We start from the raw sequence: 25,529 nt of genomic DNA on the forward strand, positions 1-25,529 counted from the left end.
CGTCGTAGGTGACGATTTCAACCTCCACGGTGTCGCGAGCCTCCTGCCCCCGTCGTCAGCTTGGTCAGCAGATCCTCGAGGAGCGGTTCCTGGATACGCCAGTCGTAGCGTGCTTCGACGAGCCTGCGGGCATTGCCTGCAATCTCGTGCATCTTCTCCGGATTGCGCAGGGCGTCGGCCACGAGCTCAGGGAAGCGATCGGGAGATGTGGCTACAAGGGCATGGACGCCGTCCTGAATTTCGGGGATTCCCATGGTCGCAGGGCGGGACATCACCAGGGGCGTGCCGGTTGCCATCGTGTCGACCACCTTGGTCAGGATTCCGACTCCGGACCAGATGGGCACCACACAGAGGTCCGCACTCCGTATCAGCGCGTGGATGTCCTCCACGAACCCCACGGGCTGGATCGACGGATGCAGGTCCATGCGGGGCAAGTCCCTCCCCGCGACGAGAATCTGGCACACGATTCCTTCCTTCTCCAAGTACGGCGCGAGACGCGCGCTGATGAATCGCAACGCCTCCAGGTTCGGTGTGTACTTGTAGCTGCCGAAGAAGATCAGGGTCTTCGCCGCCTCGGTTCCTCGCGGAACCGCTTGGCCGGCTTCTCGCTCGACCTCCTCCACGTTCACGGATGTCGGGATGACGTGCAACCGGTCGGGAGGCACGCCCATCGCCTCGTACGCCTCCGCGTCGGCCTTCGAGACGGTGATCAGGGCGTCCACGCGTCGCCCGAGGAACCGATCGAGGGCACTTGCCAGAAAGGTGTACACCCGGCCCTTCCCGGTGCTCCGCGCGGCGACCGCGGCATTCCCGTGGCTGTCCCACACGGAGGGCACGCCCAGGATTCGGGAGATCCAGAGTCCGACCAGGGCGTGATGGGGCGTCTCACAGAAGGTGAGCTCGATGTGTGTCTTCCTTCCCAGCCGCACGCCCTGGACGGCGGCCAGGAGCCGGTCGACCGCGTACAGTGCGTAGCGAGGCGCCCTGGCGCGGGATGTGTCGTAGATGAGTCGATCCCTGGGGGACGGGAAGGTGATGACTTCGTGGCGTTTCCGCAGGAGTCGAAGGACCGCCGGGGACCGGTCCGAGGTCCCGTCCTCACGGACCTCTGGGATGAACAAGATCCTTGGCGGCTGCATACGGGGCCTCGTGCTTGTGCCGGCACGACCTACGTGGCCGGGGGTCGACTCAGCAAATAGATTTGTGCGTAACCGTTGTCGTAGGTCAAGGAGTAGTTGGATCGCTGGGACTCGTAGAACTGATAGATTTCAATCCCGTGTCCCTGGACATACCAGAGCTTCGCGGTTTGATCGAAGACTGCGAACGTGGAACCCGGGGGTCCTGCAGGCCCGGTCACGGAGTCCGGGTACACCGTATAGAATGGGATCTCTTCCCAAGGCAATGATTGCCGGGTGAGGAGCCAGATCGGGAGCGGGAATTCCCCGTCATACACGGTGAGTCCTGACCCATGGGTAGACAGGAAGTTGGACACGGCGACGGACTGAGCGGTGACGGAGTAGAAGGGCTCTTGATAGTACGCGGTCGATGCTCCGGCCACGGCGGCGATGAGGAGTACGACGAAGATCGCTCGACGTGCGGGCGGCCTGAGTTCGAACATCCGGAGCCCCCAGAGCAATGCCGCAGGCGCGAGGATCGCGAAGAACATCAGGGCTCGATCGTAGAACAGCCCCTTGAAGAGGACGATGTCGGCGACTCCCAGGATGCCGAGGCCGGCCATGGCGGCCAGGAGAAACCGCGCGGGGCCCCGGAGATCCTTCTTCCGAAAGAGGAGGAACAGCCCTACGACCGCGCCAAGGCCGAAGATCGCCAGGGCCCCGAGCCGAATTCGGGGCGACCAGATGTAGATGTTCGCGATGGAACGCGCCGCGATGACATTCGCCGTGCTCTCCCCGGCGTTCAGGATGTTGCCGAACTCCGTGATGATCATGGATTTCGTTATCTCCGCCGAGCCACCAGCGACGAAGAAGAGCCAGCTCAGCCAGATGGCGCCGTAGATGAGGAACGGGTTGAACTTGAGCGCGAATGGCGACGGCCGTGCCGCTCGTTTGGCGGCCCAAGGCGCCGCGACGAGCGCCAACAACGCGTCGAGTCCGAAGAACGCCAGTACGAAGATGGCCGACGTGGCGTGGCTCACGACCAGCCCGATGAACAGAACCGCATTCGCGATCCGCAGCGGGACGCTCGTGTCCCATGCCGTCGCCAGGACGAGGAGGGCCAGCGAGAGACCGATGCCCTGGGGAGAGACGTGGTACTGTGCCCATACGCAGAGCGCCGAGCTCAGGACGCTCGCCGGCCGTACCACCCCCGCGGGAAAGAAGGCTCGGAGGAACAGGAACAGGGCCAGGAAGGTGAGCGCGCCGGAGAAGAACGGGAAGATGCCCAGGAAGTCCAGAGGCGGGAGGCCTCCCATCAGGCCTGCGGCAGCCGTGATCAGGTAGAACCCGGGCCAGTTCGCGGCGTAGGCGCTTGGGTCGGTCGGGATTCGCCCGACCTGGATGATGTCCTCGGCCGCGGCGTAGTGGATGTACGAATCCCACACCGGCGGATTCGGTTCGAAGAGTCCCGGCGTCGCGGCGAACATTCCCAGAAGGACCGCGCCGGCGATCACGAACAACAGGTCGTGCTTGGAGCGAGCGGCGAGCGCCACGGAGAGAGCCAGGAGTCCCAGCCCAAGCCAGTACAGGGGCGGCATGACCTGCAGGAGCCCGAACTGGGCGGTCGTGGGAACACCGAGGACGGGGCTCGTCTGCGCTGCGTAGAGCATGACAAGTACTCCGGCCACGACGAAGCCGAGGGTCAGTCCGGCTTTCTCGGAGGTTCGAGGGGACCCACCGGATCCGGGGTGTGGTTGCGCTTCGCTCGTGCGTTCGCCTTCGCGGTCATCCGGCGGTGGCACGGTAGACCTCCACCAGGTGTTTCGCCGTGGCTCGCACATCGAAGCAGGCTTCGGCCCGAGCCCGGGCGGCGCGTCCGAAGCGGAGCCTCCTCTCCTCATCCTGAAGCAACCCCTCGACCGCATGGCCGAGAGCTTCTTCATCCCCGCGCGGGACAAGGCTCCCCGTCCGGCCGTCCTCGACGATGTCGGCCACGGCCCCGACGTCCGCGGCCACGACGGGTCGCCCGCACGCGCTCGCCTCGAGGAGCGCGAAAGGCAGCAGGTCCGCGCGGCTCGTGCAGAGCACGACCTTCGCGAGGTTGTAGAGATCGACCATCTTCGCCCGGGGCAACCTCGGAACAAATCTCACGAACGCAGAAACGCCCAAGCTGGCGGCGAGGCGACGCAACTCCGCCTCCTGAGGCCCCGAGCCTCGGACGAGAAGGCGTGCGCTCCGCCGTTTGCCCCGCAACCGCTTCAAGATCCGCAGGGCGCGGTCGACCCCTTTGCTCGGACTCAATCGGGCGACGAGGAGCAGGATGTCACACTCGCCCCTCCAGCCGAAGTCCTCGGAGGTCGCCGTCGCCGGCCTCGGAGCGAATTGGGTCAGGTCGATTCCCGTGGGAATCCAGTGCGGGATTGCCGCGTCCTTGAACTTCAGGGCGTGCAGGTACTCACGGGCCTTGGAGGTCCGGGGGATGCATTTGGATGCGGCGGCGCGGACTCTAGGCCCGCACGCCAGCTCGAAGCCACGTTGGTAGAGTGAACCGGGGAATCGCATGGGAAGGAAGGTCTCCTGCCACAGGACCAGCGGGATCCCGTGTTCTAGCGAAGCCTCCGCGGCGAAGAAGGTGGAGGGCTGATGGAACTCCCCCGATTGTATCACGTCGACGTCCCGAGTCGCCGGATGCCGCAGGAGCGCGGGCGTCATGGGGAGCACGCCGGGATGGAACGGGAAGGGCATCAGGGTATGCACCGGGACCACCGAGAGGTTTGCGCCGAGGGGAACCGCGCGGTCCCCGACGTAGACGCTCCCGACCACGATCGTGACTCGATGCCCGAGGTCGGCGATCGCCGTGCCGAGCTCGACGATGTTGACTTCACGCAGCGCGCTCAGCTTGAGCGATCCCGCTGACGTGGCGGAACGGACGAAGGAGGATCCCTGCAGGTCCGGCGTCGCCGCAATGGGGTTGATGATGCTGACGTCCATCGACTGGCTACGCCTCCCGGATGGCTGCCTGCGCACCCAGCAGGCTGGTCCCATTCGGCTTGTCCACGATCGCCGGGTTGTCCCCGGAGAGGAGCGCACGGACCAGGGCGAGGTATCGACCCAGGTAGACCTCGGGGCGATGGTGGGTCTCATAGGCGCCCCTGGCGGCTCGCCGCAGTGTGGATGGTTCCGAGAGAGCATCGAACGTCTCGAGCACGCGCACGATTTCGCGAGCCTTCGGTTCGAAGGAGTATCCCGCCAATCCCCCTTGGGTCAGTTCCGCGGCACCGCCCCAGGACGTGGTGAGCAACGGAACACCCCAGCAGAGTGCCTCGATCGCGGCCAGCGGCGCATTCTCCAGGCAGGTCGACGGCATGAGGAAGGCTGCCGCTTCCCTGTACAGGGCGGACAGGGTAGAGCGATCGGCCCAGGGTCGCAGTTCCAGCCGCGCCCCTGACAGCGCAGCACGTTCCCGGAGGCGTCGCTCCTCGGACCCGCGGCCTACGAGTACGAAGCGCTTCGTCCCACGATACAAGGAAGCAGCCTCCGCGAGTCCGTCCAGACCCTTGTGTCTTTCAAGCAACCCGGCGTACAGGAAGTACGAGGATCCCGTTCCCACAGCGCCGCTCGGGTTTTCGTCCGGGACAAAATTGGGTATGTGCACGGCAGGACATGCAAAGGATGCGTCGGCAAGTCGTTTCATGAACTGACTCGGCGCGATCACGCACTGGACTTTGTCCATCTTGGGCGCAATGTCGGTGGCCCTCCACCACGGCGGGACCCGGTGCGAACTCACCATGCAGGAGAAGCACGATGGGTTCTCGCAGGGTTCACGGCCGCGCTTCATGAGGTCGCTCCGTGGGCACCGGAACCAATAGTCGTGGGCCGTGTACAGGCGGGGTCGCGTGTCAGCTCCCCGCTGAACGCCAAGGCCCAGGAGAGAAATGTTGTGCAGATGGACCACGTCGGGTTTCACGTCACGCACGAGCTTCTCATGGAAACGAGTCACCGTGCCGGACTGCCCAAGAAGATAGGCCGCCATCGGGGAGGAGACTTGCCTAGCGCGGGTCATGGGATGGACATGGACTCGTCCCGCATCGTCGCGGGCAGAGGCTGATTCGAGAGGCCGCTTCACCCCGTACGCGGCGGGAGAGTACTCGACATGGACCTCGTGGCCTTGCGCGGCGAGGGCCTCGGAAAGGTACTGCACGTGGACGGCGTCCCCGCCGAGGTGGTGGGGCGGGTAGAACGTCGAGACCATGAGGAACCGGAGGGTCTCCACCCGCGCGCCTCAGTGGGAGTTATGCATCCCATGCACAAAGTAGTTGTTGAGGACGCGGAGGGCGTAGCGGGAGGCGAGCTGAAAGTCCACGGCATCCGCGAGGGCGAAGCGGACGTTCTGAAGCCACCACCGCGGGCTGAAGTACAGGCTCGTGTACGCGGCGCGCCGCAACGCGTTCAGCTCTTGGGGCGTCAGGTCCTTCGTGCCCACGGCCGCCTGGTCCTGGTACATCTTCCGCCAGTCCATGACGGGGAGGAGCCCCTGCTCCTGGAGCTGCTCGTGCAGTTGGGTGCCCGGGTACGGCGCGAGGACGTTGAACTGGGCGCCGTTCGGCAGCGTGCGGAGCGCGAAGCGGATCGTGTCCATGGCGCTCTCCCTCGTCTCCCCCGGCAAGCCCAGGATGAACGCGCAGTACGTCTTGATGCCGGCGGCCTTCGCGGCTCGGATCGCGTCCTCGGCCTGGGCGACGGTCGCCTGCTTGCTCGCGCCGTCCAGGATCTTCTGGTTCCCCGACTCGACGCCGAAGGAGATCCCGCTGCAACCCGCGGAGCGCATGACCTGCAGGAGGTCCGGATCCACGAGGTGCACGCGGGTGTTGCAGTACCACCGGATGTCCAGGCGCTCCTGCCGGATGCCCTCGCAGATGGCCCGCACGCGCTTCTTGCTCATCGTGAACGTCTCGTCGAAGAAGGAGACCGTCCGGATCCGGTAGTGGTCCCGCAGGTACCGCAGCTCGGACAGCACGCTCTCCGCAGACCGGTCCTTCCACTTCGTCCGCGCGACCGTGCAGAAGTTGCAGGCGTACGGGCAGCCCTTGCTCGTGTACATGATCGTGAAGGGCTGTCCCGCGCGGGCGGAGATGAAGTACGGCTCGAGCGAGGGCAGGAGGTCGTACGCGGGCAGCGGGAGCTCGTCGTAGTCCGGGAAGGGGGCCGCGTCCCGGGTGACCGCGATGTGGCCGTCCTCGCGGAACGCGATGCCCGGGACCTCGGCCACGGGCCCGTCCCGATCCAAGGTGTCCACGAGCGCCGGGCCCACGGCCTCGTACTCATGGCGGAGGTAGATGTCCATGAAGGGGGCCTCGGCCAGGACTTCGCGCGGGAGGGTCCGAAGCGTCCACGAGATGCCCACCGTGGTCGCGTCCGGCCGAGCCTCCTTGGCCAGGCGCGCCACGCGCATGTCGTGGTCGAACGTCGTCGGCGTGAAGCGGAAGACCATCGCGTCAAAGGCGTGGGTTCGGAACCTCGCCTCGACGTCGTTGAAGCTCAGGTCGCCGCCGTTCGCGTCGATCAGGCCGACCTGGTGCCCCTTCTCTCGGAGGAGCGCCCCGAGTTGGAGTAGGCTGTACGGCTCCAGGACGGAATACCGCTCGGGGACCTCGCAGCGCTCCTCGCGGACGACCGAGCTGCCCTGGAAGCGCGGCGGGTTCACGAGGAGGACCTTCAAGTGTTTCCCTCCTTGAGCGCGGCCCGGTACAGCTGGAGAGTCTCGTCCGCCATGCGCTCCACGGTGGCGTTCGTCTCGATCCAGCGTCGGGCCGCGAAGATCACGCGTCGCACCTGCGGTCCACCTTCCGCGACGGACGCCACGCGCGCAGCGAGGGCCGCCGCGTCGCCCGCCCGGAAGAGCCATCCCGTGTCTCCGTCGCGGACGATCTCGGAGACGCCGCCGACGTCCGCGGCGATGAGGGGTGTCCCGCACGCCATCGCCTCGAGTCCTGTGAGGGGGCAGCTCTCCAGGAAACTGGGGAGCACGACCGCGTCGGCCGAACGGTACAGGTCGGGCATGCGCGCGTAGTCCACGCGCCCGAGGAACGACACGCGATGGGTCGGGATTCCGTGGCTCGCGGCGAACTCCTTCCAGGGTGCCGGGTCGCCCGGGCCCGCGATGGTCACTCGAACCGAGCGAGGCATCCTTGGAATGGCGCTAAGGAGGGTGCCGAGGCCTTTCTGGGCCAGGAGCCGCCCTGCGTACAGCAGGGTGAAGGGCCGGTCGGTCTCCTCGGCAGTCTCGTCTGCGGCGGGAGGTGCGGGCCACCCGTACGGACTGAACATCTCCGTGTCGACCGCGTTCGGGATCACGCGGCTGTTCGCCGGACGGAGGCGGTACTTGTTCACGGCCTGGTCGCGGATCCAGCGAGACACGAAGATCAGGGAGGGGGACCGCTTCAGGTACCGTCGTTCCACGATCCGGAGCAGGTTCCTGTGGCGAACGACCGTGCGTTCGGTTTCCTGCGGCTCCGCGACCGGGCTCGCCTGAAGCGTCCCGGCCATCTGGGAGTCGAGGGTCGTGTGGACCGTGACCACGGGGCTCGTGTCCATGGAGCGGAGCCGCGCGAGCACGTCGGCCATCTGCGCGTGGTTGCTGTGGACGATGTCGAAGCCGCCGTCCCGCACGAGGCGCGGCAGGTGCCTCCAGACGGCCATCTGGAACCGGAGGGAGCTCGCTCCTTCCCGCCCCTGACCTCCTGTCGGAAGTGGGTGAACGTGCAGGCGATCGAGCCCCGGCAACCGGTCCATCCGTACGCCTGCGTCCGAGGTGACGACGTGGACCTCCGCGTGGTCCCGGAGTCCCCGAGCCAGGTAGTACGTATAGGTCCCGATGCCGCCCCAGGAGGGCAGGAACTCAGGAGTCAGAAGACAGACTCTCATGGCGGAAGCCCTGACCCTGCATGACGCGAACGAGAATTCGGGCCGGCCCCTTCAGGACCGACTCGAAGCGCTTCCGGAGCAGGCACCAGGCAATCTGGGCGCCCGTCCGAATGGGAATCATCTTCGGTTCTCCGTGGCGGACGCGGTAGTCGATGGGCACTTCGGTGATCCGGGCCCCGAGGAGCGCGGCCGAGGCGAAGATCTCCGCCTCGAGTTCGAAGCCCTTGGCCTGCAGCTCGCACTGCTGCAGGAACTCTTCGGAGAAGCCCCACATCCCCGTGCACACGTCGGTCACCGGCGCACCAAAGAGGACCCGGGCAAGGAGGCTGAGCATCCGGTTGCCGAACTCGTTGAGGCCGGTCATGGCCCCCGTCTCGATCTTCCCGAGAAGCCGGGACCCCATGACGACGTCGTTTCCAGCCCGCAGGGCGTCCAGGATCAGCGGGATGTCCTCCACCGGGTACGTGCCGTCCGCGTCCACCATGATCACGGATTGGCGGTGGTGCAGGCACCGCGCATCGGACTGGTGCCGGACGATCCGGCCGAAGGCCTGCCGGACCCCGTTGCCCTTCCCACGACCCGATTGAACGAACACATGGGCTCCCTTCTCCTCCGCGATCTCTCGGGTAGCGTCCGTCGACTCGCCGTCGACGACGAGCACGGAGACCTCGCAGCCCATGTCCTGGAGTTCCTGGAAAGGAATCGTATCGAGTACGTTGCCGATCCCCCTCTCCTCGTCGAGGGCCGGCACAAGGATGATGACCTCTTCAATCGGCGGGAGGGGGGTGAGGACAACGTGGTCTTCGAGGACGAAGTTGTCGACTTCTCGGGCGAGTTCTACCTCGTCTTCGGGGCTAGGGCCGCCCCTAGGGCCTTCTGTGAGTGACATGACTTTTCCCTCCCAACCCACACGGGGGATCGTCGGGGAAGTTCCTAGGAGACCCGCGGTTATATGGCGATTGTGGAACGGATTTTGACGGCCCGCACCACGGCGTCACACGATCAATGAAGCGCCCGACAATCCAGGGGCCAAGGCCACGAGAGCCACGGCCATCACGGTCCGGGCCACCAACGCCGCGGGCAGATTCACGGGGCGCATCGCGAGCGCGCCGAGCGTCACTCCAAAGGCCGCGCGGAACAGGAGCACGGTCGGAGTCCCGAACGGCGCACCGTAGGCGACGAACAGGACGGCGGTCGCAAGCCATCCCTGCCTCGCGGTCGTGGCGCCCGCGAGCCCCTGCTGCAGGAAGCCGCGGAACCAGAGCTCGTCCAGCAGAGCGATCGGTGCCAGAATCGGGAGGCTCATCCAGAGCGGCAGCGGCGTCACCGGCCCGCTCGCCAGCGGGAGCACAACTCCCAGGATGGCGAAGGCCGCCGCCAGGCCGGATCCGAGGATCAGTGCTCGCGGCACCTGCCTCCGCGACATTCGACCCGGTGCCTGCCCGCTCCCCGTGGACTGGCGGAACGCCAGGAGGGCGACCGCGAAGAGCAGGTACACGAATAGCGGGTCGAAGATGGGCACGGACACCCCGAGGAACGCGAGTCGCGCGATCGAGAGGCTTGGCACCAGGGACAGCGCGAGATAGAATCGCTGAGCCGTCCTGCGGGCATCCAGCAGGCTCCCGGCGAACACCCCGACGCAGAGGAGGACCAGGAACGCCATGCCCGGCACCAGGAAGTCGCCCAGGCCTGCGAGGGAGAGGGCGAGCAAGGTCCCGGCGAGCGCGTACGCGCCTACGAACCCCGCGAGAACCCAGCCGAACGAGCCGCCGGGGTGCGCGTCCCCGAACCCGAAGCTACCGCGCGCCGCGCCCCAGCTTTCTCCTACGCGCTCCAATCGATCCCCCCGCCCGACCTCCTCCCTAGGGCAGAGCCGCCAGGAAGTTCGCGATCAGGTACACGACGAATACGCCGAAGAGCAGGATGAGCGGGGCCTCGAACCTCCGCAGCTGGGTCTCGTCGAACCGGGGGAGCAGCACATGCCTCGTAAGGAGCAGCGCCGCCAGCGAGACGACCGCCGCCGCGCTCGCCGCTTGGGCCACGCTGCTGATCACGTAGGGCATCCGTCGCTCCACCCAGGGAAGCATGGCGCAGCCGGAAAACCTTTGCTGTGTTCCGCGCGGTTCGGCTGCCTGTCGGCTCGGGCCGGAATGGGATGTCAGAAGTTGGTGAACTCGTCGATCCCCTGGCCCGTGGCGCGGCGCTTGACCAGGAACTTCTCGATGGACGCGCGCAGCAGCTCGTTCGCCAGCTGGAGGGAACGGAGGGTTGCGCCCGCGTCGCCCCGCAGGGCCGCCTTCCGCGCGTCGGCCAGGAACGCTTGGTAGGGCGCCACGTCGACGCCCGTCACCTTGGCCAGTCGGACGAGACCCGTCCCTTCCCGCTTGAGCGCCGCGAGGAATTCGCGTCGGGCGGACGCTGCCGTCAGCGCCCGCGGGACCTCGGGGGATGGCACGAGCGTCCTCACAAAGGCTCGTGCGGAGATCCGAGACCGTTCATCCTCGGGATGTTCCCGGGTCATTCCCAGCGGGTCGCTCCTCACGGAAGCATCCAGGAAGCCGCTCCGGATCGCTTGGCGACCCGCCTCCTCGAACCCCAGGAAGGTGTCGGAGCGCCCGTACGGACGCGGCTCGTGACCCGTGGAAAAGGCCAGGAGGAACACGACCACGATCATCATGCTCGCCGCCGCGACCATGGAGCCCAGGAAGAGCCATCCTTTCCCTTCCGAGAGGACGGCGAGCGTGAAGGCGACCGCCACGAACAGGACGATTCCGACCGACAGGATGCGCCGCACGGCGAGAAGCAAGGATGCCGCTGACCGATATGAAACCGTGCGTGCCTCTCTCAACCTCGGTAGTTATCCGGGGCCGAAACCGGGGAAAGGGAACGAGAACGCACCTATGGCCATCCCATCCCGCACCTCGTCCGATCAACTGCCCGATCGGTGTCGTAGGGGCAGGTACGACCCGTAGCCTACCCGTGCGACGCGGCGAACTTAAGGAGGGTCGCTTATTCGGGTGCTCGAGGACGGGGCTATCGTCGCGGATCGAGTGGGGGGAAGCCGGTTCGATTTGGAATCGTTAGTGGGCGACCTCCACGCCGCCGGGCAGCTCGACGCGGCATTCCTGTTGACGACCGCGGGCGAAGTCCTGGGGAGCTGGACTCGCAACGAGGTGCGGCATGAGGTGCTGGGGGTCATGTCCGCGACCCTGATGGCCTCGATTGACACGCTCATGGAGGAGCTTCGGGGCCGCCGGCCCGATTCCGCCATCGTGGAGGCAGGAGACCAGCGGTTCCTCGCGGTCCGCACGCGAGACGAGCATCTGCTGGTGATCGCGGCGCCCACGTCCGTGTCCCCGGAACGCTTGTCCGCCGTGTCGCGAGCGCTCCAGGCTAGGCTCCCCGACGGTCGCGAGAGGCGGAGACCGAAAGCGCACACGGTTGCGTCGCGCCCGTGACGTGGCCGTCGGGCTCGGGGCACGGCGGTCCCCGGCCATTACGTCCCAAAGATGGTCTGGGGGATTCCTTCAAATACACGTGACAATTACTCCGTCCTCGCCTATTGGGTCGAGGGGTTCCGTGGGCTCGGGAAAGAAGGAAACGGCGTGCTCGCCGCCCGAGGGTATCCCCGGGCGGTGGCCCAGGTGAACGCGCATTCGGACCTGTCGATCGTCGACCACCCGACGCGACAGCGAATCCTCGCGTACCTGGCGATGCTCCCCGGCGACCACTTCCGATCCATCGGCCGCACCCTGCAGATCTCCATGGGGTCGACGCGACACCACCTCTCCGTCCTCGTCAAGAAGGGCCTGGTCCGCTCCGAACGCATGGGCGGAAAGCTCCGGTACTTCGCCATCGCCCGGGGCTCCACGTCGCCGCTCAACGACACGTTCAAGCAGTACTGGAAGTACCGAGACCTCCGGATGCGAGTGTGGTCCGCGGTCCGGCAGCAGCGGGAGGCCAGCCCGAGCAACGTGGCGGCGTCGCTCGGCGTGAGCCGCCAGTTGGCCGCCTACCACCTGGCCTGCCTCGAGGAACTGGGCCTGGTCGTGCGCGCTCGGGGGCGCTACCGGGCCGTGGATCCCGACCGCCGGACTGTGGATTTCCTCTGGGCCACCGGTGAGCGCGGACCGCGGATGAAACGAACGTGACCTCCCGCCACACGATCGCAAGAACCCTTCACACGGATCTCGCGGGGACTCGCGCCCCCGCGGCTTGGGTTTGCGGGGGAACGCTCCGGGAACGACCTCTCACCTGCGATTTCTCCGAGAGCCCGGATCGGGGCGGGGTTTCTATAGGTCCTTTCCCTTCGGGCGGACCGAAATGGTTGCCGCCGAAGACCCGAGGAGAGCCCGGCACGCCCGATGGGTCGCGTGGGCCGTCACCCTCCTGCTCTTCGTGCGCTTCTCCGCCAGCACCGCCCTCATCGGCGTCAACCTAAGCCCGCCCACGCTGGTCACGGTCGGCGGCGTCCTCGAGGCGTACGAGGTCCTCCTGGCGTTCGTCCTGATTCCGGTGTTCTTCATCGTCCTCGGATGGAGGCCCACCGCTGTCCCGATTCGCACGACCCTCGCGGTCCTCGCCCTCACCGGCGCGGCCCTGGTCACCTGGCTGCTCGCGGTCCTCGAGGTCCTGGTCCCGCTCACCACACTCACGTTCCTGGTTCTCGCGATCGCGGCCGTCGCCGCGGGGTCGTGGCTGGCGTACCCGTTCCCGAAGGCGAGGCGGGAGGCGATGCAGCGGTGGACGCGGGTTGTCCACGCGGTCGTCCTCGTGGCCCTCCCCGTCGTCTTCGCGGTGCGGGTCGCCGCCCTCGAGGGGCTCGACCCCGTGATTGGGTCCGGCGGATGGATGCGGGCCAACTGGTTCTTCGTGAACCTCCCCACGGTCATCCTGGAATTCCTCGTCATCGCCGTCTTCCTGAACGTCGTCCTGGATCGCTCCGGGGCGGAGCTGCGGGCCCGGTGGTACGCGTTCCTGCCGTTCGTCCTCGTCCCTCTAATCATGGACGGGGTCTCGGACCGGCCGCTCACGGGCTATGTCCTTTCGGCGTTGATCACCTGGGGGTCCAACCTCGCCCTCTTCGCCCCCGCCGTCGTCTCGCTCGGCGTGGTCAGTGCCGTGTTCGCGTGTTTCGCCTCCGCCCTGCTGCTCCTCGGGCGCCGCGGGAACGCAGTTGCCTGGGAGCTGCTCCTCCTTGGGTGCGCCTCTGCGCTCTTCGCGGGCTTCTATCCCTCCATGGCGTCCGTGGCGGGACTCAACGTCTCAATGCTCCTGATCGCCCGGGCGATCGGCGAGTGGCCGCGCCGCGCGGGTTCCGCGCAGGCCGCCGCGGGATCGCCGGAGTCCGCGCCCTGATGCGAACACGAGGAGGTTGCGTCGAGCCGCGCCGGCATTCACGGTTGATAATCTGGCGGCAAAGCCTATGCCCCCGGGTACGCGGTGCCGCCCGTCCTCTTGTCGACGGATGTCCAATGACGCTTATAACTCCGGGCGAACGTCGCCGCGCGGCGACCCCGGCCGACGAGAGGTCGTAGGACGGCTCATGCAAGGGGAAGCGAGGCCAACCAAGGGGCGACGGAGGCGACTCGTGGCCCTGGTCCTCGCCCTGGGCTTCCTCTCCCTCTTCCTCGTGGTCGCCTCGGCTCCGGCGGCCCCGATCACAGTCACGATCCCCTTCTCTCCGGTCCCCGTGAGCAACGCGGACCTGGACGGGAACCCCGCGACCGGCGCCTGGTCGGACGCGAGCAACTGGACGATCCCCCTGGAGAACGGCGCCTCCGCGCCGTACGGGTCGGCCCAGCTGTACGCGAAGCACGACAACTCGTCCGTGTACTTCCGAATTGACGGTCACGTCGACATCCCGTGGCAGAGCGCGACCGGGACGCACTTCTGGCTCGGGATGCAGATCTCCCCCTCGGGCACGTCGCACCACAGCAGCGGCACCTGGGAGGGCGCCTTCTTCGGCCTCTGGGACGGGGGGTCCTACACGCCCACCCCGACGTACCCGCCCGCGGTCGTCGAGACCACGGGCTTCGGGCGCCCGCCGACGCAGAATGCGACGGACGCTGACTACGGCTTCATGGGAGTCGGCGGGACCGCGGCCCCCTACAACGTCACCGCGGAATGGAAGCGGCCCCTGAACGCCGGCGGCCTCGCCCTCCTGCCCGACGGGACGACCTCCTACCACTTCTTCGTGACCACGGAGACGAGCAGCGCGGGCGCGAATGGCGGGAACATCAACCACGGCTCGATCACGAACGTGAACGTGATGCGCCTCGCGTCCGCGGGCGGCGGTGGGACCCCGACGCCGCCGAGCGTCTCGATCACGTCGCCCACGAGCAACGCCGTCGTCAACGGGGTCGTGGTCGTCGCCGCGACTGCGTCGTCGAGCGCGGGCATCGCCCACGTGGACTTCTACGCCGACACGACCCTGCTCGGCACCGCGACGAGCGCTCCCTACACGGCCACGTGGGACACGACGGGCTACGCGAACGGCGCGCACACGCTCACCGCGAAGGCGTACGATCCCGCGAGCAACCTCGGGACGAGCACGATCTCCGTCCGGGTGGACCACACGGCCCGCGCCCTCGCGATCACAGCTCCGGCGAACCGCTCCGTGGTCACGGGGCTCGTGACGATCAACGTAAGCGCGACGGACCCCGGCGGCGTCGACTCCGTCGACGTGTTCGTGAACGGGACGCTGCTGGGCTCCGTGACCGAGCCACCCTACTCTCTGGGGTGGGACACCACGTCCTCCCCGGAAGGCTTCTACACGATCCGCGCGATGGCGTCCTTCACGACGGGCGGCGCGCGGAACGCGACCGTCCACGTTCTCGTGGATCGGATGCCGGCCGTCGCGGCCCCGACCGTCACGGACGCGGGCGAGGGCTCGCTCCAAGTCACATGGACTGCGAGCTCCGACGCATTCGTCGCCGGGTACATCCTCCTCCGGTCCGGCGCCTCGGCGGGACCGTTCGTCCAGCTCAACGCGAACCCGCTGCGCAACACGACGTATGTGGACGTGGGCCTGACGCCGGGCGGCACGTACTACTACGAGGTGGTCGCCGTGGACATCTGGGGCCATCCTTCGCCTTCGTCCGCGCCCGCCGGCGGCGTCGCGGGTGCGGCGTCGCTCTTCGACCTGCAGAACCTTCGCTGGGCCGCGCTCCCCGCAGGGATGGCGCTGGTCTTGATTCTCCTTGCGGCGCTCGTACGGCGCGAGCTCCGTCGACGCGGGCAGCCGACCCGGAGCCGGGACGACGCGGACTCGAACCGTGAGGAAGGCCGATGAACCGCGCCCCCTTCCTGGCAGTCCTTGCGATCCTCGTGGCCGCGGCCCTCGTCCCTTCGCTCTCAGCCGCCGCGAGTTCCGGCTCCGTCCACATCATCCACACGCCGCCTTCCTCGGCGGCCCCGGGCCGACAGATCGAGATCGATGCCGTGCTCGTGAACGCGACGTCGGCCATCGTCCTGTGGAACAACGGCTCCCTGGCGAAGCCCGCGACGGTCCCGATGACGAACCTGTCCCGCGCCCAGGGCGGTGGCTGGGACTACGAAGCCTGGTTGCCCGCCCAGCCGGACGGGGCCCAGGTCACGTACTCGATCACCGCGACGGGACCGGCGGGCTCGAGCGCGCAGACGTACACGCTCGCCGTTGCCGCGCCGTCGTCCCAGGGCTTCACCCCCGCGGACCAGAGCGCCTGGGTCTGGACCCTGGCCGCGAGCGTGTCCATGGCGGCCAGCGCGGTCGTCGCGATCTTCTACTACACATCCTTGCGCCTGCGGCGGGAGCCTCGGTGAATGATCGACCCCCGCGTACTCCACCAGGTGACCGTTGAGCTGGCCACGGGCTTCCTGATGCTCGCGGGCCTGGGCGTGGCGGCCAAGCTCGTCGCCGACCTGTGGCTGCGGCGCCTCGCGGGGCGGAACTGGACCCTCGACCGCTGGGCGCGGAAGATCGCCTCCCTCGCCGAGCCCACGTCCTTCTTCGCCCTCGCCGCCGGGGTGTTCACGTCGTTCGCGACGAGCTATACGGGGCTGAACGTCTGGCCCGCCTCCGAGCTCTGGGCGTCCCCCACGGTCCACAACAAGATGCTCCTCGTCGCCCTGTCGACCACCTTGTTCCTGGGCGCGTTCGTCCTCCGGGCGCGGTTCCGCGGGAAGCTCTGGAGCGCCCCCAGCACGGGCGCCTTGTACGCGCTCCTCGTCCTTGCGGGCAATGGGTTCCTCGTGCTCCAGAACTCCGTCGGCGGGCACCTCCAGGGGACCGGCAGCCTCCTCGATGACGTCCTCGCCATGGTCAACCTGAACGAGACGGTCCTCTGGACGTTCCCGACCCAGGCCGCGATTTTCTGCGCCGTCGCGTTCCCGCTCGTCGTCCTCGTCATCGCCCTCAGGGTGCGCGTCTCCAACCGGCTCTACGCGCATCGCGAGCTCGCGCCGCTCGCGCGGGAGGTCAAGAGCCTCGTCGCGGACGCCAAGCGGGCCGATCTCGGGATCGACGGACCGCGGCGACTCATCGGGCGCGCGAATGCCGCGTCCCGGAAGGGGGAGTACAGCCGCGCGGTCCGTCTCCTGGAGAAGGCGAAGGACGGCTTGGTCGAGGCGCACCCGTTCACGGGGACGGTCGACGAGGTCGAGTTCTGGGCCGGCGCGGAGACCTTGCCGGAAGGCCGTCGCCCCGCCCTGTCTCCGCCCGGGGACGTCCCCGCGACGGAGGCGGTCCCTCGGAGCCTCTCCTTCAGCCCACCGGTTGCGCCCACCGCGGATCGGAACACCGGGCTCGCGACCCTGCCCGGGGCGATGGGACTCGTCGAGGGCTCGCTCCGCCGCTTCGAGGAGGCGCCCCTCCTCCGGCTCCAGGAGGAGCTACGCGCGGCCCGGGACACCCTCCTGGAGTTCAAGGTGCGCGGACACGACCTGACCGAGCCCGTTCGGCTCTTGAGGGAAGCCCACGGGCACCTCCAGCGGGCCGAATGGCACGATGCGATCACGTGCCTGGAGCAGTTCCGCGAGGAGATGCGGCGCACGGCGGCGGCTGGCGCCCCCAGGCGGCGCGACCGATCCGATGCGCCGGGTCCTTCCGCCGAGGACCTGTGACCTCCTCCATCGTGATCGCCCGGGCACCGGCGGGGCATCCCGAAGCGGTCCCACGCCGACGTTCCAAGCCGTGATAATCGGAAGGCTAACGTTTAGAAGGCGGATGTCGCCGCCGGTTACGATGCGCATTCGCCGCATGCGGGTCAAGATCTGCCTGGTTGGCGACCGGGGCGTGGGGAAGACGAGCCTCCTCCGGCGCTTCGCCGCGGACCAATACATGGCGGACGAGAAGGGAACGCTCGGCGCCCACATGCACCCTATCGAGGTGGACATCACGATGAGCCCGGACGAGGTCGCCAAGGTCCGCGCGGACCTGTTCGACTTCATGGGTGAGCACGCCCTGCGGGACAACTTCCGCGACGCGATCTTCTACGGCGCCCACGGCACGCTCGCGGTGTGCGACCTGAGTCGCCCGGACACCCTGCGCTCGCTCGTGGACTGGATCCAGGCTGTGTCCTCCGTAGCCGGGGAGGTGCCTGCGGTGATCGCGTGCAACAAGGTCGACCTTCGGGATTCCGTGGCCGTGGGTGCCTCGGACATGCGGTCCGTCATGGCGCAGCTCCCGGGCGTGACCACGAAGATGACGAGCGCCCTCACCGGGCAGGGCGTCGAGGAGACGTTCAACGAGATCATCCTGCGCTCCGTGGAAGGCATCCTGGCCGGCCAGGAACGCGCCGCGTCCCGGGAGTCGCTCCGGTACCGCATCCTGGCGGCGATCGCCCACAAGGACATCACGGGACGGTCCAAAGGGGAGATCATCGAGGCGTTCAAGACCCTGGACCCCAAGGTGGTCATGGCGGAGCTCGACACCCTCGTCGAGCTGGGGCTCATCACGCCCGTGGAGTACACGGCCGCCACGTTCGTCGACACGAAGTCGATCCCGGTGACCTCGCACTTCACGATCACGCCCGCGGGCAAGGAGGCCGTCGCGGCCCCCAGGCCGAGGAAACTCGTGATCGGCGACTCGTGAGGGGCCGCTCGGAGCGCCCGATTCGAGCGGGTGGGTCGGATCCGGCCGGAGGGGCCGCCTACGCCTTCGGGGCTTCGAGCGCTGCCACGCGATGTTCGACTCCTTCGAGCCGCTTGACGAGCTCGCTCAGGGTCCGCTTCAGTGTCTCGATCTCCTCAAGGGCCTGGACCACCAGCGGAACCGGCTCCCCGCGTCGGACCGCGGGTCGCGGCTCCTCGGGCGGCACCGGGAGATCCCCAGGGCCGCGGGGTACGGGAATCATAGCGCGGGGGCTAGGGGCGCGACGGGGATTTGAAACGTTCGGCGCCCAGGCACACGACCACGCCGACGGAGAGGAGACTCGCCAGGAAGATCAGGTAGAGCCAAGCCCCGGGAGTGCTCCACGCCATCTCGCTCGGATAGCGAGCGAGGGCGATGAGTTCGAGGACGCCGAAGACGGCGATCCCCGCCCCCATCGGGCGGATCCTGCTGAACTCGTTCTCCCGGAATGCTTGGAGCTGGAGTACGGCGATGCCCACGAGCCACGCGCCGATGGCTCGCGCCGTGAGCGTCGTGAGCGACCACGGCCATAGAGGGCGCATCGCGTCCGGGATCACGAACAGAGCGAGGCCGACCACGAGGGTTCCCGTACCCTCGATCAACAACGCGAAGCGCAGCGCGGATGGAAGACGATCCTGGCCGGGGGGATCGCGGCCTCGCTTCCGCGTTTGCAGGAACAGGGCGACGAGCATCGCGACGGGCACGCCCGCGTAGATGCCGAGCCAGAGGTACGCCGCGGCGCGAGGCACGGCATCCGCGCTCGTGAAGTGAAAGAGACTGGCGTGGACCGCGGTGAGGATCAAGGTGAGCGTCGTGAACGTCCAGACCCCGGGGACCGCGATCCGTGCGTTCGCCCATGTGCGTTCGCGCGCGGCCAGGAACTCCACGGGGACCGCGGACCAGTATGCCGCGCCGAGAGAGGCCGCGGTTAGGAAGGATTGCACGGTCCACGCGAACGTGGTCGCAGTCTGCTCGGTGAGCACGAAGAACTGGAACCCGGCGAGGGCCACGAGACCGCTCGCCGCGTACAGGAGCCAACGCATCATCGGGTGAAGAGGACGGACGCCCTCTGTCCTGCGCTGCTCCGCTACCGCCATCAGCCCGCCCGGGAAATGGGCGGAAGACCTTGAACCCGTAGCCCAGGTCACGGCCCTTGCCGAGACCTGCCGACCCTTTGGATTCAAGTGGTCTCGAGCGCATTCGCCCTCCGAGGCGGTTATGGAGACCACGCCGTGGGACCCGCGGGAGCAGGCGACGGAGCTGAACGCCTGGCGACGGCATCAGGAGGCAAGCCTCACGGAGTCGGGCGCCGTCCTCGGGCTGATCAGCGCGATCCTCGCGTTTGAGGTGCTCAGCGTGAACGAGGACGTGAACACGTTCCTCGTCCTGGGCGTCCTCAACCTGGCGATGATCGTCGGCTGGATCGTCGTCGCGATCCGCGCGACCGCACGGGCAGATCGCTGGGGCATGAAGGTCCGGCGGATCGAGCGGGAGGTCCTGCGGGTACCGGACCGGTTCTCCCTGTGGAATGAGGCTCCGGAAGGCGGACTCCCCGCTTGGATTGCGGTCGGCGTGGTCCTCGTTGGCTTCGCGGTACTGTGGTTCGGCCTCACGATGTACGCGTTCTGGGTGGGCTATCTCCACGGATAGGGGCGGGAGTGCGGCAGCGCCACCGGAGGCCGCCACCGCGATTGGACTCGCGTGTCCGCATCACAACTCATCGAAAAGCCCTATGGTTGGGGCACCCCACCATCCTCGGCGTGGAAAATAGATGGCGCGGAGGGCGGGACCGCACGTCGCGAGTCCGCCCTCCGCCGATTCGGTTCGGGTTTGTTCTTGTCTTACCTGCCTCCCGACTAGTGCCTCACCAGGATGACCTGGCTCTGGGCCCGCCCGGCGATGTTGTTCTCCAGGAGCACGAGGAATCCACCGCTCTTCCCGCTCGCGACCACGTGGATCGTGGCCTCGGCGCCCGCGTTCAGGACGAACGAGTTCACGTCCACGTCGAACGTCGGGTGGATCACGTTGAACGTCGCGCTTCCCGAGACGTCCTGGAAGCCCGTCTGAAGGTCCGTGGTCACCACGAAGTACGAGATCGTCTGGTTCGTGGTGTCGATCGTCGGACCGCCGAGGGCGTTGATGTCGCCTACGAGGACGGGTGCGGTCTCCCAGGCCACGTTGTTCTCGCTGTCCACGAGGAACTCGAGGAACGCGTTCCCGGTCGACAGGGAGACCACCGCGGTCACCATGACGCCGTTCACCGTACCCGTCGTCAAGGCGCCCAGGTCTGCGACGATCACGTCGTAGTCAGGCGTCGTGTCGCCGTTCACGGAGATCAGGATGTCCGTCTGCATGCCGCTCGAGGAGCTGCGCAGGCCGTACATGGAGACCCCGAACTCGAGGACGCGGCCCAGGCCCGTCACGTCGTACGCCCGCGCGCCCGTGTACCGGATGTTCATCCAGTCGCTCGGCTCTCCGGGCAGCAGGTTCTGCCGCGGGACCTGCACGCCGAACTGGTACACATCGATCCCGCTCGCGCGCAGCCCATCGTTCTCGAACTGCAGGGAGCTCCCGACCTTTAGGCGCCCCGAGCCCTCTGTTTCCACATCCGCCCGCGGGATCGGGATGATCAGGAACGGCACGCGAAGGACGTCGCCGCCTCCCTTCTGGGTCAGGGTGAGGAACCCGTCGATCTCGTTCAGGATGCCATCCGAGAGGCTGCTTCGGGCGAAGTTCACCTTGACCATGAAGGGCACCATCTTGGAGTGGTGCGCGGGCACGGTCACCGAGTTCGGGAAGGAGAACCGGATGCTCCCGTCATTCTCGCTCGGATCCCGGAACGCGGCGCTCAGCGAGAAGCGCGCCGTGTGGTCGCCCTTGTTCTCGACCGTGAGCCACTGCGTGTACGTGTTCCATCCGCCCGAGTTGTCCTGCTTGACTCCGAAGGACAGGCCGCCCGGCATGGCGATGGACTGAGCCATCGCAGCGACATCGACCCGGACCCGGCCGGCTCCCATGAGCGCGACCGGGTACGGCGTGCCGTCCGGCGACGCGTCCGTCGCCGTGTTCATCAGGACATCCTTGATCTCCTCGACGCTCCAGTCCGGGTGGATTTCCCGGAGGATCGCCGAGGCCCCGGCGATGTGGGGCGCGGAGAAGGACGTGCCCGAGACCGGCGTGGAGCCCGTTCCCGTGGCGACCTGCGCGGAGAGGATCTCCACGCCGGGCGCGGTGAGGTCGGGCTTGAAGGCGGAGTCCCCGAACCGCGGCCCCGCCGATGTGAACGCGGCCAGCTGGTTGGGGATGGGCAGGATGTTCGTCGGGTCCAGGGTGAACGTCGTCGAGGCCGTGAGGGCCGCGTTGATCGCGAGTCCGTCCGCCTGGCCGATGAAGACCGCGGGGATCGTGAGCCCCGTGGAATCGCCGCCCATGACGATGGGGGCCTCCACGCGGTTGTCGAACACCACGACGCCGATTGCGCCCGCATTCTGGGCGTCCAGGATCTTCTCATGGAACGTGCATATCCCCCGCTCGATCAGGGGGATCATGCCGGCGAACTCGCCTGGGGTGTACGCGGAGCAACCGAGACCGCCGTACGCAGTGAGGCCGACCGTCTTTCCGATCGTCGCGAGAGGCGGCGTGATGGCCGCTTCGACGGCCACCTTGTTGCCGTCCGCGGCGCCTCCCGAGGTGCCCGTGACTCCGAGATACTGGATGTGGATCTTCGGGTCATTGCCCGCCGCGACGCTGATCACCTTGGAGCCCGTGGCCGGGCTGCCCGTGATGTACGGGATGTTGCCTGCGTTCCCCGCGGAGGCCACGACGATCGCGCCCAGGTCCACGGCCGCGTTCGACGCGACGGCGTCCGGCGTGGTGTCCCGGCCGAAGTCGCTGCCGAGGGACATGCTGATCACCATGGCGTGGTCTGCCGTGTTTCCGTCGCCATCGGGGTCGACCGCCATCTCGATCGCCGCGATCACGTTCGCGTTCGACGTGCTCGCGGTGCCGTCCGCGGCGCAGCCGCTGAAGACCTTGTACTCGTACAGGAGCGCGCCCGGCGCTACGCCATGGGGCGTCAGGAGGGCATTCGTCTCGGGATTGCGGACCTCCATGCCCGCCGCGGTGCTCGCGGTGTGCGTGCCGTGGCCGTTGACGTCGAGCGGGTTCGGGTCGGGGACCGGAGTCGCACTGCACGTGCCGCCGGGGGCCGTCGCGCCCCGGGCGTCGTAGTTCTCGCCCACGAGGTCGTAGCCGCCAATGACCTTCTTCGTCGGGAAGTAGCTCGGGTCGATCTTGGTCGGGTCAATGGCCTGGTAGGCGGCGAGGGTGCCGGGTCCGCCGAACGTGGCGTGCGTGTAGTCGATGCCCGTGTCGATCAGGGCGATCGTGACGCCCGACCCGTTGCCGCCCAGCTGCTCATACGTCGCGCCGTCGAAGATGAACGGGACGCTGGCGTCGAGGTTCAGGTTCTCCTGCTGGGCCAGGTCGACCCGCTGCACGCCGGGCAGCTGCGGGATGACCTGCGCGAGAGCAGCCCGGCCCCCGACCACGTCGATGCCGTTGTACACGAAGTGGTACTGGTAACGGACCGTGGCTCCGGCTGCCTTCAAGGCAGCGACCACGGGCGCCTGGGCCTGGGCGAGCGAGGCCACGTAGGCCTGCTGGGCCGCGGCGTCCAGAGGCGGGAGCCCGTTCTGCGCCCGGTAGTCCTGTTCCTCCCCGAGGGATCGCCCCTGGAGGCCCAGGATCACCTCGACGTTCTGGGCCGTGGAGAGACGCAGACTACGCATGCCCACGCTGTCCACGAGCTGCAGCCCGCGGGCCGCGGCGGACAGCGTCGACGTGGGCACCGCCAGATTGGCCGCGGGAAGCGCGGCGACGACGGCGCTCACGGGTACGAGCCCGAACGATCCGATCAACACCAAACTCAACCACAGCGCGAGTCCCTTGTGGGACGGAGACCCCAAACCCCTCAACTCCGCGCGGGGTAACGTGATATCCCAGGTTAAACCCACGCCCAGCCTCCGTTCTCAATCGCAAGAGTGAGAACGTCATCGCGGATCGACCGGAACGGTTCGCGGGTTCCATAGGACGTCCGATGAATCCCGAGGAAACCCTTATGTTTGGTGTGGAATACTGCGCCGCCGGTGGCGTGATCGCTTGTCCGCTCGATCTCTCGTTTGTTGCGTGACCGCGACCACGACCGTGCGCCCCACGCGCATCGCGCGGCGATTCGAACTCGGCCGAGGCTAGAGCATGCCCAAGAGCGTCCCCACGAAGCGGAAGAGCGCGCACCCGGAGGCTCACGCGCCCGCGACCGACTGGGCGGGTGCGCGCGTCGTGGTTACGGGCGGTGCCAGCTTCATCGGGAGCCATCTCGCCGAGGCGCTTCTCGAGCGGGGCGCCCGTGTGGTCGTCGTCGATGACCTGAGCAGCGGACGGCTGGAGAACCTGGCTGCCGTGCGAAACCACGTCAAGTTCGTGAAGCTCGACCTCGAGTACTGTCGGCTCGAGGAGGCCGCCTCCGCGTTCGACGGTGCCGAGGCCGTGTTCCACCTGGCCGCCGTCCACGGGGGCCGCGGGTACATCGACACGCACCCCGCGGATGTCTGCTCGAACTTCGCGATCGACCATCACGTGTTCGAGGCTGCGAGGAAGGCGGACGTGGGTCGGGTCGTGTCCGCAAGTTCCGCCTGTGTCTACCCGCCCTCCCTGCAAAGCGAGGAACACTCGGAGTACAAGCTGCGCGAATCCGATCTGGATCCTCGCGACCTGCTCCAGCCGCTGAGCTCCGATCTCGAGTACGGCTGGGCCAAGACCATGGGGGAGGTGCAGCTCCTCGCGTTCATCAAGCAGTACGGTCTGAAGGGCTGCAGCGTCCGCTTCGTGACCGCGTACGGCCCGCGCGAGAACGAGACCCATGCGGTGATCGCGCTCATCTACAAGGCCCTGGCCCGCATGGACCCCTACGAGATCTGGGGGAACGGACGCCAGGACCGTGACCTGACTTACGTCGCGGACATCGTGTCGGGGACCCTCCGGGCCGCCGAGCGCATCACGGACGGGCGGGGCGTGAACATCGGCACGGGGAGGCGGTACACGATCCTCGAGGTCGCCGAGACCATCTTCGAACTGGTCGGATGGCATCCCAAGGCGTTCACGTTCGACCTGACGAAGCCCACGGGCGTCGTGAGCCGCGCCTTGGACATCTCCATGGCCCGCGAGGTCCTCGGATGGGAGCCTAAGTTCTCCCTTCGTGAGGGCCTCGAGAAGACGATCGAATGGTATCGGGCCACCCATCTGGGAGAGCGGCTGCCTGACGCCCGGGTCCTGCTGGAGCGAGCCTAGCATTGCGCAAGGCTCACGTCCCCGGGCGTGCGTAGTGGAATCGGTAGTTCGTCAGCAGGGTCTCCACGCTGAGCGGCACAAAGTGCGAGAGGAAGGCGGCGTCCGGGAGGCGTCGAGTTCGTTGGATGATCCGCCTCCGCTGGGCGATGTCATGCGCTTGCAGGACGACGTCGAAGATGGCGCCCAGGCTGGCCCGCGCATGCTTGGGGTGGCTCCGGAGCACCGCGAGCGCCTTGCTCACATCAAACACCAAGGCCAAGGGAAGATACTTCACCAGATTGGCGCGCGAGTACACGCGGAGCAGGGTCTTCAGGCGGTTCCGCTCGTTGAGCCGGACTCGCTCCGGCGAGAGCGTGGCATGTCCGCGGGTCACCCGCCACTCATTGTAGGCGATCGCCCCGGGGGCCACGGCGACCAGGTATCCTGCGAGCCACATTCGGATACTCAGATCGACGTCCTCGAAGAAGAGGAAGTAATCCGGGTCAAAGCTCGTCAGTTCCGCCGGGTATGCGTTGAGGACGCCTCGTCGGATTGCGCAGACCGCGGAGTCCGAGTAGGACACGAGAACCGGGGACGACGCCGCGTTCGCGCCCCCTGTAGGCAATCTTTGGCGGGTCGCGAAGAAGAGAGGATCCAGATAGCCTCCCGAACCCTCGACGGACGCTTCGCTCGACGAAAGGATGACGGGCTGGACCAGACCCATTTTGGGCTCGTCGACGAAGATCCTGGCCAGGGTCGCCAAGCACGTCGGATCCACCGTGCAATCGTTGTCGAGGAAGACGACGACCTCCGAGTCGGTCCCAGCGGCGTCGTATCCGAGCTTCCGTTGCGCGCTGGGGCCCGGATCGGAATCCAGGGAGATGAGCCGCACATCAGGGAACTCCGGCGTGATGCGTTCCCGAAGCCCGGGCGTCTGGCAGTCCACGACGATGATTTCGGTTTCGACACCGCGTGACGCCTTAACGGACCTCAGGCAGCGGACGACCCGCTCCGTCTCGCGGAAGTTGTTGACGACCACGGTCAGCACGGTA

General features: G+C 67.5%; 23 protein-coding genes. 9 read left to right on the plus strand and 14 right to left on the minus strand.

Annotated elements, in window-relative coordinates; translation table 11 throughout:
* Positions 1 to 17 precede the first annotated feature (17 nt).
* The 10 genes from VEY12_12290 to VEY12_12335 form a co-directional block, all read right to left on the minus strand.
* Complete coding sequence (locus tag VEY12_12290) at positions 18 to 1,139, minus strand: glycosyltransferase family 4 protein (GenBank protein HYM40898.1); 1,122 nt, start codon at positions 1,137 to 1,139, stop codon at positions 18 to 20.
* Between the two features lie 29 nt (positions 1,140 to 1,168).
* Positions 1,169 to 2,785 (minus strand): hypothetical protein, encoded by a 1,617-nt coding sequence (locus tag VEY12_12295; protein ID HYM40899.1) that lies wholly within the window; start codon positions 2,783 to 2,785, stop codon positions 1,169 to 1,171.
* A gap of 115 nt (positions 2,786 to 2,900) precedes the next feature.
* Positions 2,901 to 4,106: a glycosyltransferase family 4 protein gene (locus VEY12_12300; protein ID HYM40900.1), complete on the minus strand. Its 1,206-nt coding sequence runs from the start codon at positions 4,104 to 4,106 to the stop codon at positions 2,901 to 2,903.
* 7 nt (positions 4,107 to 4,113) lie between these two features.
* Complete coding sequence (locus tag VEY12_12305) at positions 4,114 to 5,388, minus strand: glycosyltransferase (GenBank protein HYM40901.1); 1,275 nt, start codon at positions 5,386 to 5,388, stop codon at positions 4,114 to 4,116.
* Positions 5,389 to 5,397: 9 nt separating this feature from the next.
* Positions 5,398 to 6,834 carry a radical SAM protein gene (locus tag VEY12_12310; GenBank protein ID HYM40902.1) on the minus strand — a complete coding sequence of 479 codons (1,437 nt, stop codon included), beginning with the start codon at positions 6,832 to 6,834 and terminating at the stop codon, positions 5,398 to 5,400.
* Positions 6,831 to 8,039, minus strand: a complete 1,209-nt coding sequence (locus VEY12_12315) for a glycosyltransferase family 4 protein (GenBank protein HYM40903.1) — start codon at positions 8,037 to 8,039, stop codon at positions 6,831 to 6,833. The genes VEY12_12310 and VEY12_12315 overlap by 4 nt, the downstream gene beginning before the upstream one ends.
* Positions 8,014 to 8,928, minus strand: a complete 915-nt coding sequence (locus tag VEY12_12320; protein ID HYM40904.1) for a glycosyltransferase family 2 protein — start codon at positions 8,926 to 8,928, stop codon at positions 8,014 to 8,016. Before VEY12_12320 ends, VEY12_12315 begins: the two co-directional genes overlap by 26 nt.
* A gap of 105 nt (positions 8,929 to 9,033) precedes the next feature.
* Positions 9,034 to 9,876: a CPBP family glutamic-type intramembrane protease gene (locus VEY12_12325; protein ID HYM40905.1), complete on the minus strand. Its 843-nt coding sequence runs from the start codon at positions 9,874 to 9,876 to the stop codon at positions 9,034 to 9,036.
* Between the two features lie 25 nt (positions 9,877 to 9,901).
* Entirely contained in the window at positions 9,902 to 10,102 is a 201-nt protein-coding gene (locus tag VEY12_12330) for a hypothetical protein (GenBank protein HYM40906.1), read from the minus strand.
* Between the two features lie 95 nt (positions 10,103 to 10,197).
* Positions 10,198 to 10,833, minus strand: a complete 636-nt coding sequence (locus tag VEY12_12335; protein HYM40907.1) for a hypothetical protein — start codon at positions 10,831 to 10,833, stop codon at positions 10,198 to 10,200.
* 223 nt (positions 10,834 to 11,056) lie between these two features.
* Between VEY12_12335 and VEY12_12340 the strand changes: the two genes are divergently transcribed.
* The 7 genes from VEY12_12340 to VEY12_12370 all read left to right on the plus strand — a co-directional run bounded on the left by VEY12_12340 (position 11,057) and on the right by VEY12_12370 (position 18,111).
* The gene (locus VEY12_12340) at positions 11,057 to 11,497 is read left to right on the plus strand and encodes a roadblock/LC7 domain-containing protein (GenBank protein HYM40908.1); all 441 of its coding nucleotides are present in this window, start codon (positions 11,057 to 11,059) and stop codon (positions 11,495 to 11,497) included.
* 147 nt (positions 11,498 to 11,644) lie between these two features.
* Positions 11,645 to 12,190 carry a helix-turn-helix domain-containing protein gene (locus tag VEY12_12345; GenBank protein HYM40909.1) on the plus strand — a complete coding sequence of 182 codons (546 nt, stop codon included), beginning with the start codon at positions 11,645 to 11,647 and terminating at the stop codon, positions 12,188 to 12,190.
* A 172-nt stretch (positions 12,191 to 12,362) separates the two neighbouring features.
* On the plus strand, positions 12,363 to 13,397 hold the full coding sequence (locus VEY12_12350) for a hypothetical protein (protein ID HYM40910.1): 1,035 nt from the start codon (positions 12,363 to 12,365) through the stop codon (positions 13,395 to 13,397).
* A 232-nt stretch (positions 13,398 to 13,629) separates the two neighbouring features.
* Complete coding sequence (locus VEY12_12355; protein HYM40911.1) at positions 13,630 to 15,333, plus strand: Ig-like domain-containing protein; 1,704 nt, start codon at positions 13,630 to 13,632, stop codon at positions 15,331 to 15,333.
* Positions 15,330 to 15,842 carry a hypothetical protein gene (locus VEY12_12360; protein ID HYM40912.1) on the plus strand — a complete coding sequence of 171 codons (513 nt, stop codon included), beginning with the start codon at positions 15,330 to 15,332 and terminating at the stop codon, positions 15,840 to 15,842. The genes VEY12_12355 and VEY12_12360 overlap by 4 nt, the downstream gene beginning before the upstream one ends.
* Positions 15,843 to 17,141, plus strand: coding sequence for a hypothetical protein (locus tag VEY12_12365; GenBank protein ID HYM40913.1), 1,299 nt, complete (start codon positions 15,843 to 15,845; stop codon positions 17,139 to 17,141).
* 121 nt (positions 17,142 to 17,262) lie between these two features.
* A complete protein-coding gene (locus VEY12_12370) occupies positions 17,263 to 18,111 on the plus strand; it encodes a GTP-binding protein (GenBank protein HYM40914.1) in 849 nt (282 codons plus the stop codon).
* Between the two features lie 58 nt (positions 18,112 to 18,169).
* Here the strand turns inward: VEY12_12370 and VEY12_12375 are convergent, their stop codons facing one another.
* Both VEY12_12375 and VEY12_12380 read right to left on the minus strand, forming a co-directional pair.
* Positions 18,170 to 18,373, minus strand: a complete 204-nt coding sequence (locus tag VEY12_12375) for a hypothetical protein (protein ID HYM40915.1) — start codon at positions 18,371 to 18,373, stop codon at positions 18,170 to 18,172.
* Positions 18,374 to 18,383: 10 nt separating this feature from the next.
* Complete coding sequence (locus tag VEY12_12380; GenBank protein HYM40916.1) at positions 18,384 to 19,196, minus strand: hypothetical protein; 813 nt, start codon at positions 19,194 to 19,196, stop codon at positions 18,384 to 18,386.
* A gap of 172 nt (positions 19,197 to 19,368) precedes the next feature.
* On the opposite strand from VEY12_12380, the gene VEY12_12385 reads away from it, so the two are divergent.
* Positions 19,369 to 19,800: a hypothetical protein gene (locus tag VEY12_12385; protein ID HYM40917.1), complete on the plus strand. Its 432-nt coding sequence runs from the start codon at positions 19,369 to 19,371 to the stop codon at positions 19,798 to 19,800.
* 206 nt (positions 19,801 to 20,006) lie between these two features.
* Here VEY12_12385 and VEY12_12390 read toward each other — a convergent pair whose 3' ends face one another.
* Positions 20,007 to 23,072 carry a S8 family serine peptidase gene (locus VEY12_12390; GenBank protein ID HYM40918.1) on the minus strand — a complete coding sequence of 1,022 codons (3,066 nt, stop codon included), beginning with the start codon at positions 23,070 to 23,072 and terminating at the stop codon, positions 20,007 to 20,009.
* A gap of 334 nt (positions 23,073 to 23,406) precedes the next feature.
* Between VEY12_12390 and VEY12_12395 the strand changes: the two genes are divergently transcribed.
* Entirely contained in the window at positions 23,407 to 24,498 is a 1,092-nt protein-coding gene (locus VEY12_12395) for an NAD-dependent epimerase/dehydratase family protein (GenBank protein HYM40919.1), read from the plus strand.
* A 13-nt stretch (positions 24,499 to 24,511) separates the two neighbouring features.
* Here VEY12_12395 and VEY12_12400 read toward each other — a convergent pair whose 3' ends face one another.
* The gene (locus tag VEY12_12400) at positions 24,512 to 25,525 is read right to left on the minus strand and encodes a glycosyltransferase (GenBank protein ID HYM40920.1); all 1,014 of its coding nucleotides are present in this window, start codon (positions 25,523 to 25,525) and stop codon (positions 24,512 to 24,514) included.
* Positions 25,526 to 25,529: the final 4 nt, after the last annotated feature.

Source organism: Thermoplasmata archaeon, from assembly GCA_035632695.1.
Classification (GTDB): Archaea; Thermoplasmatota; Thermoplasmata; order RBG-16-68-12; family RBG-16-68-12; genus RBG-16-68-12.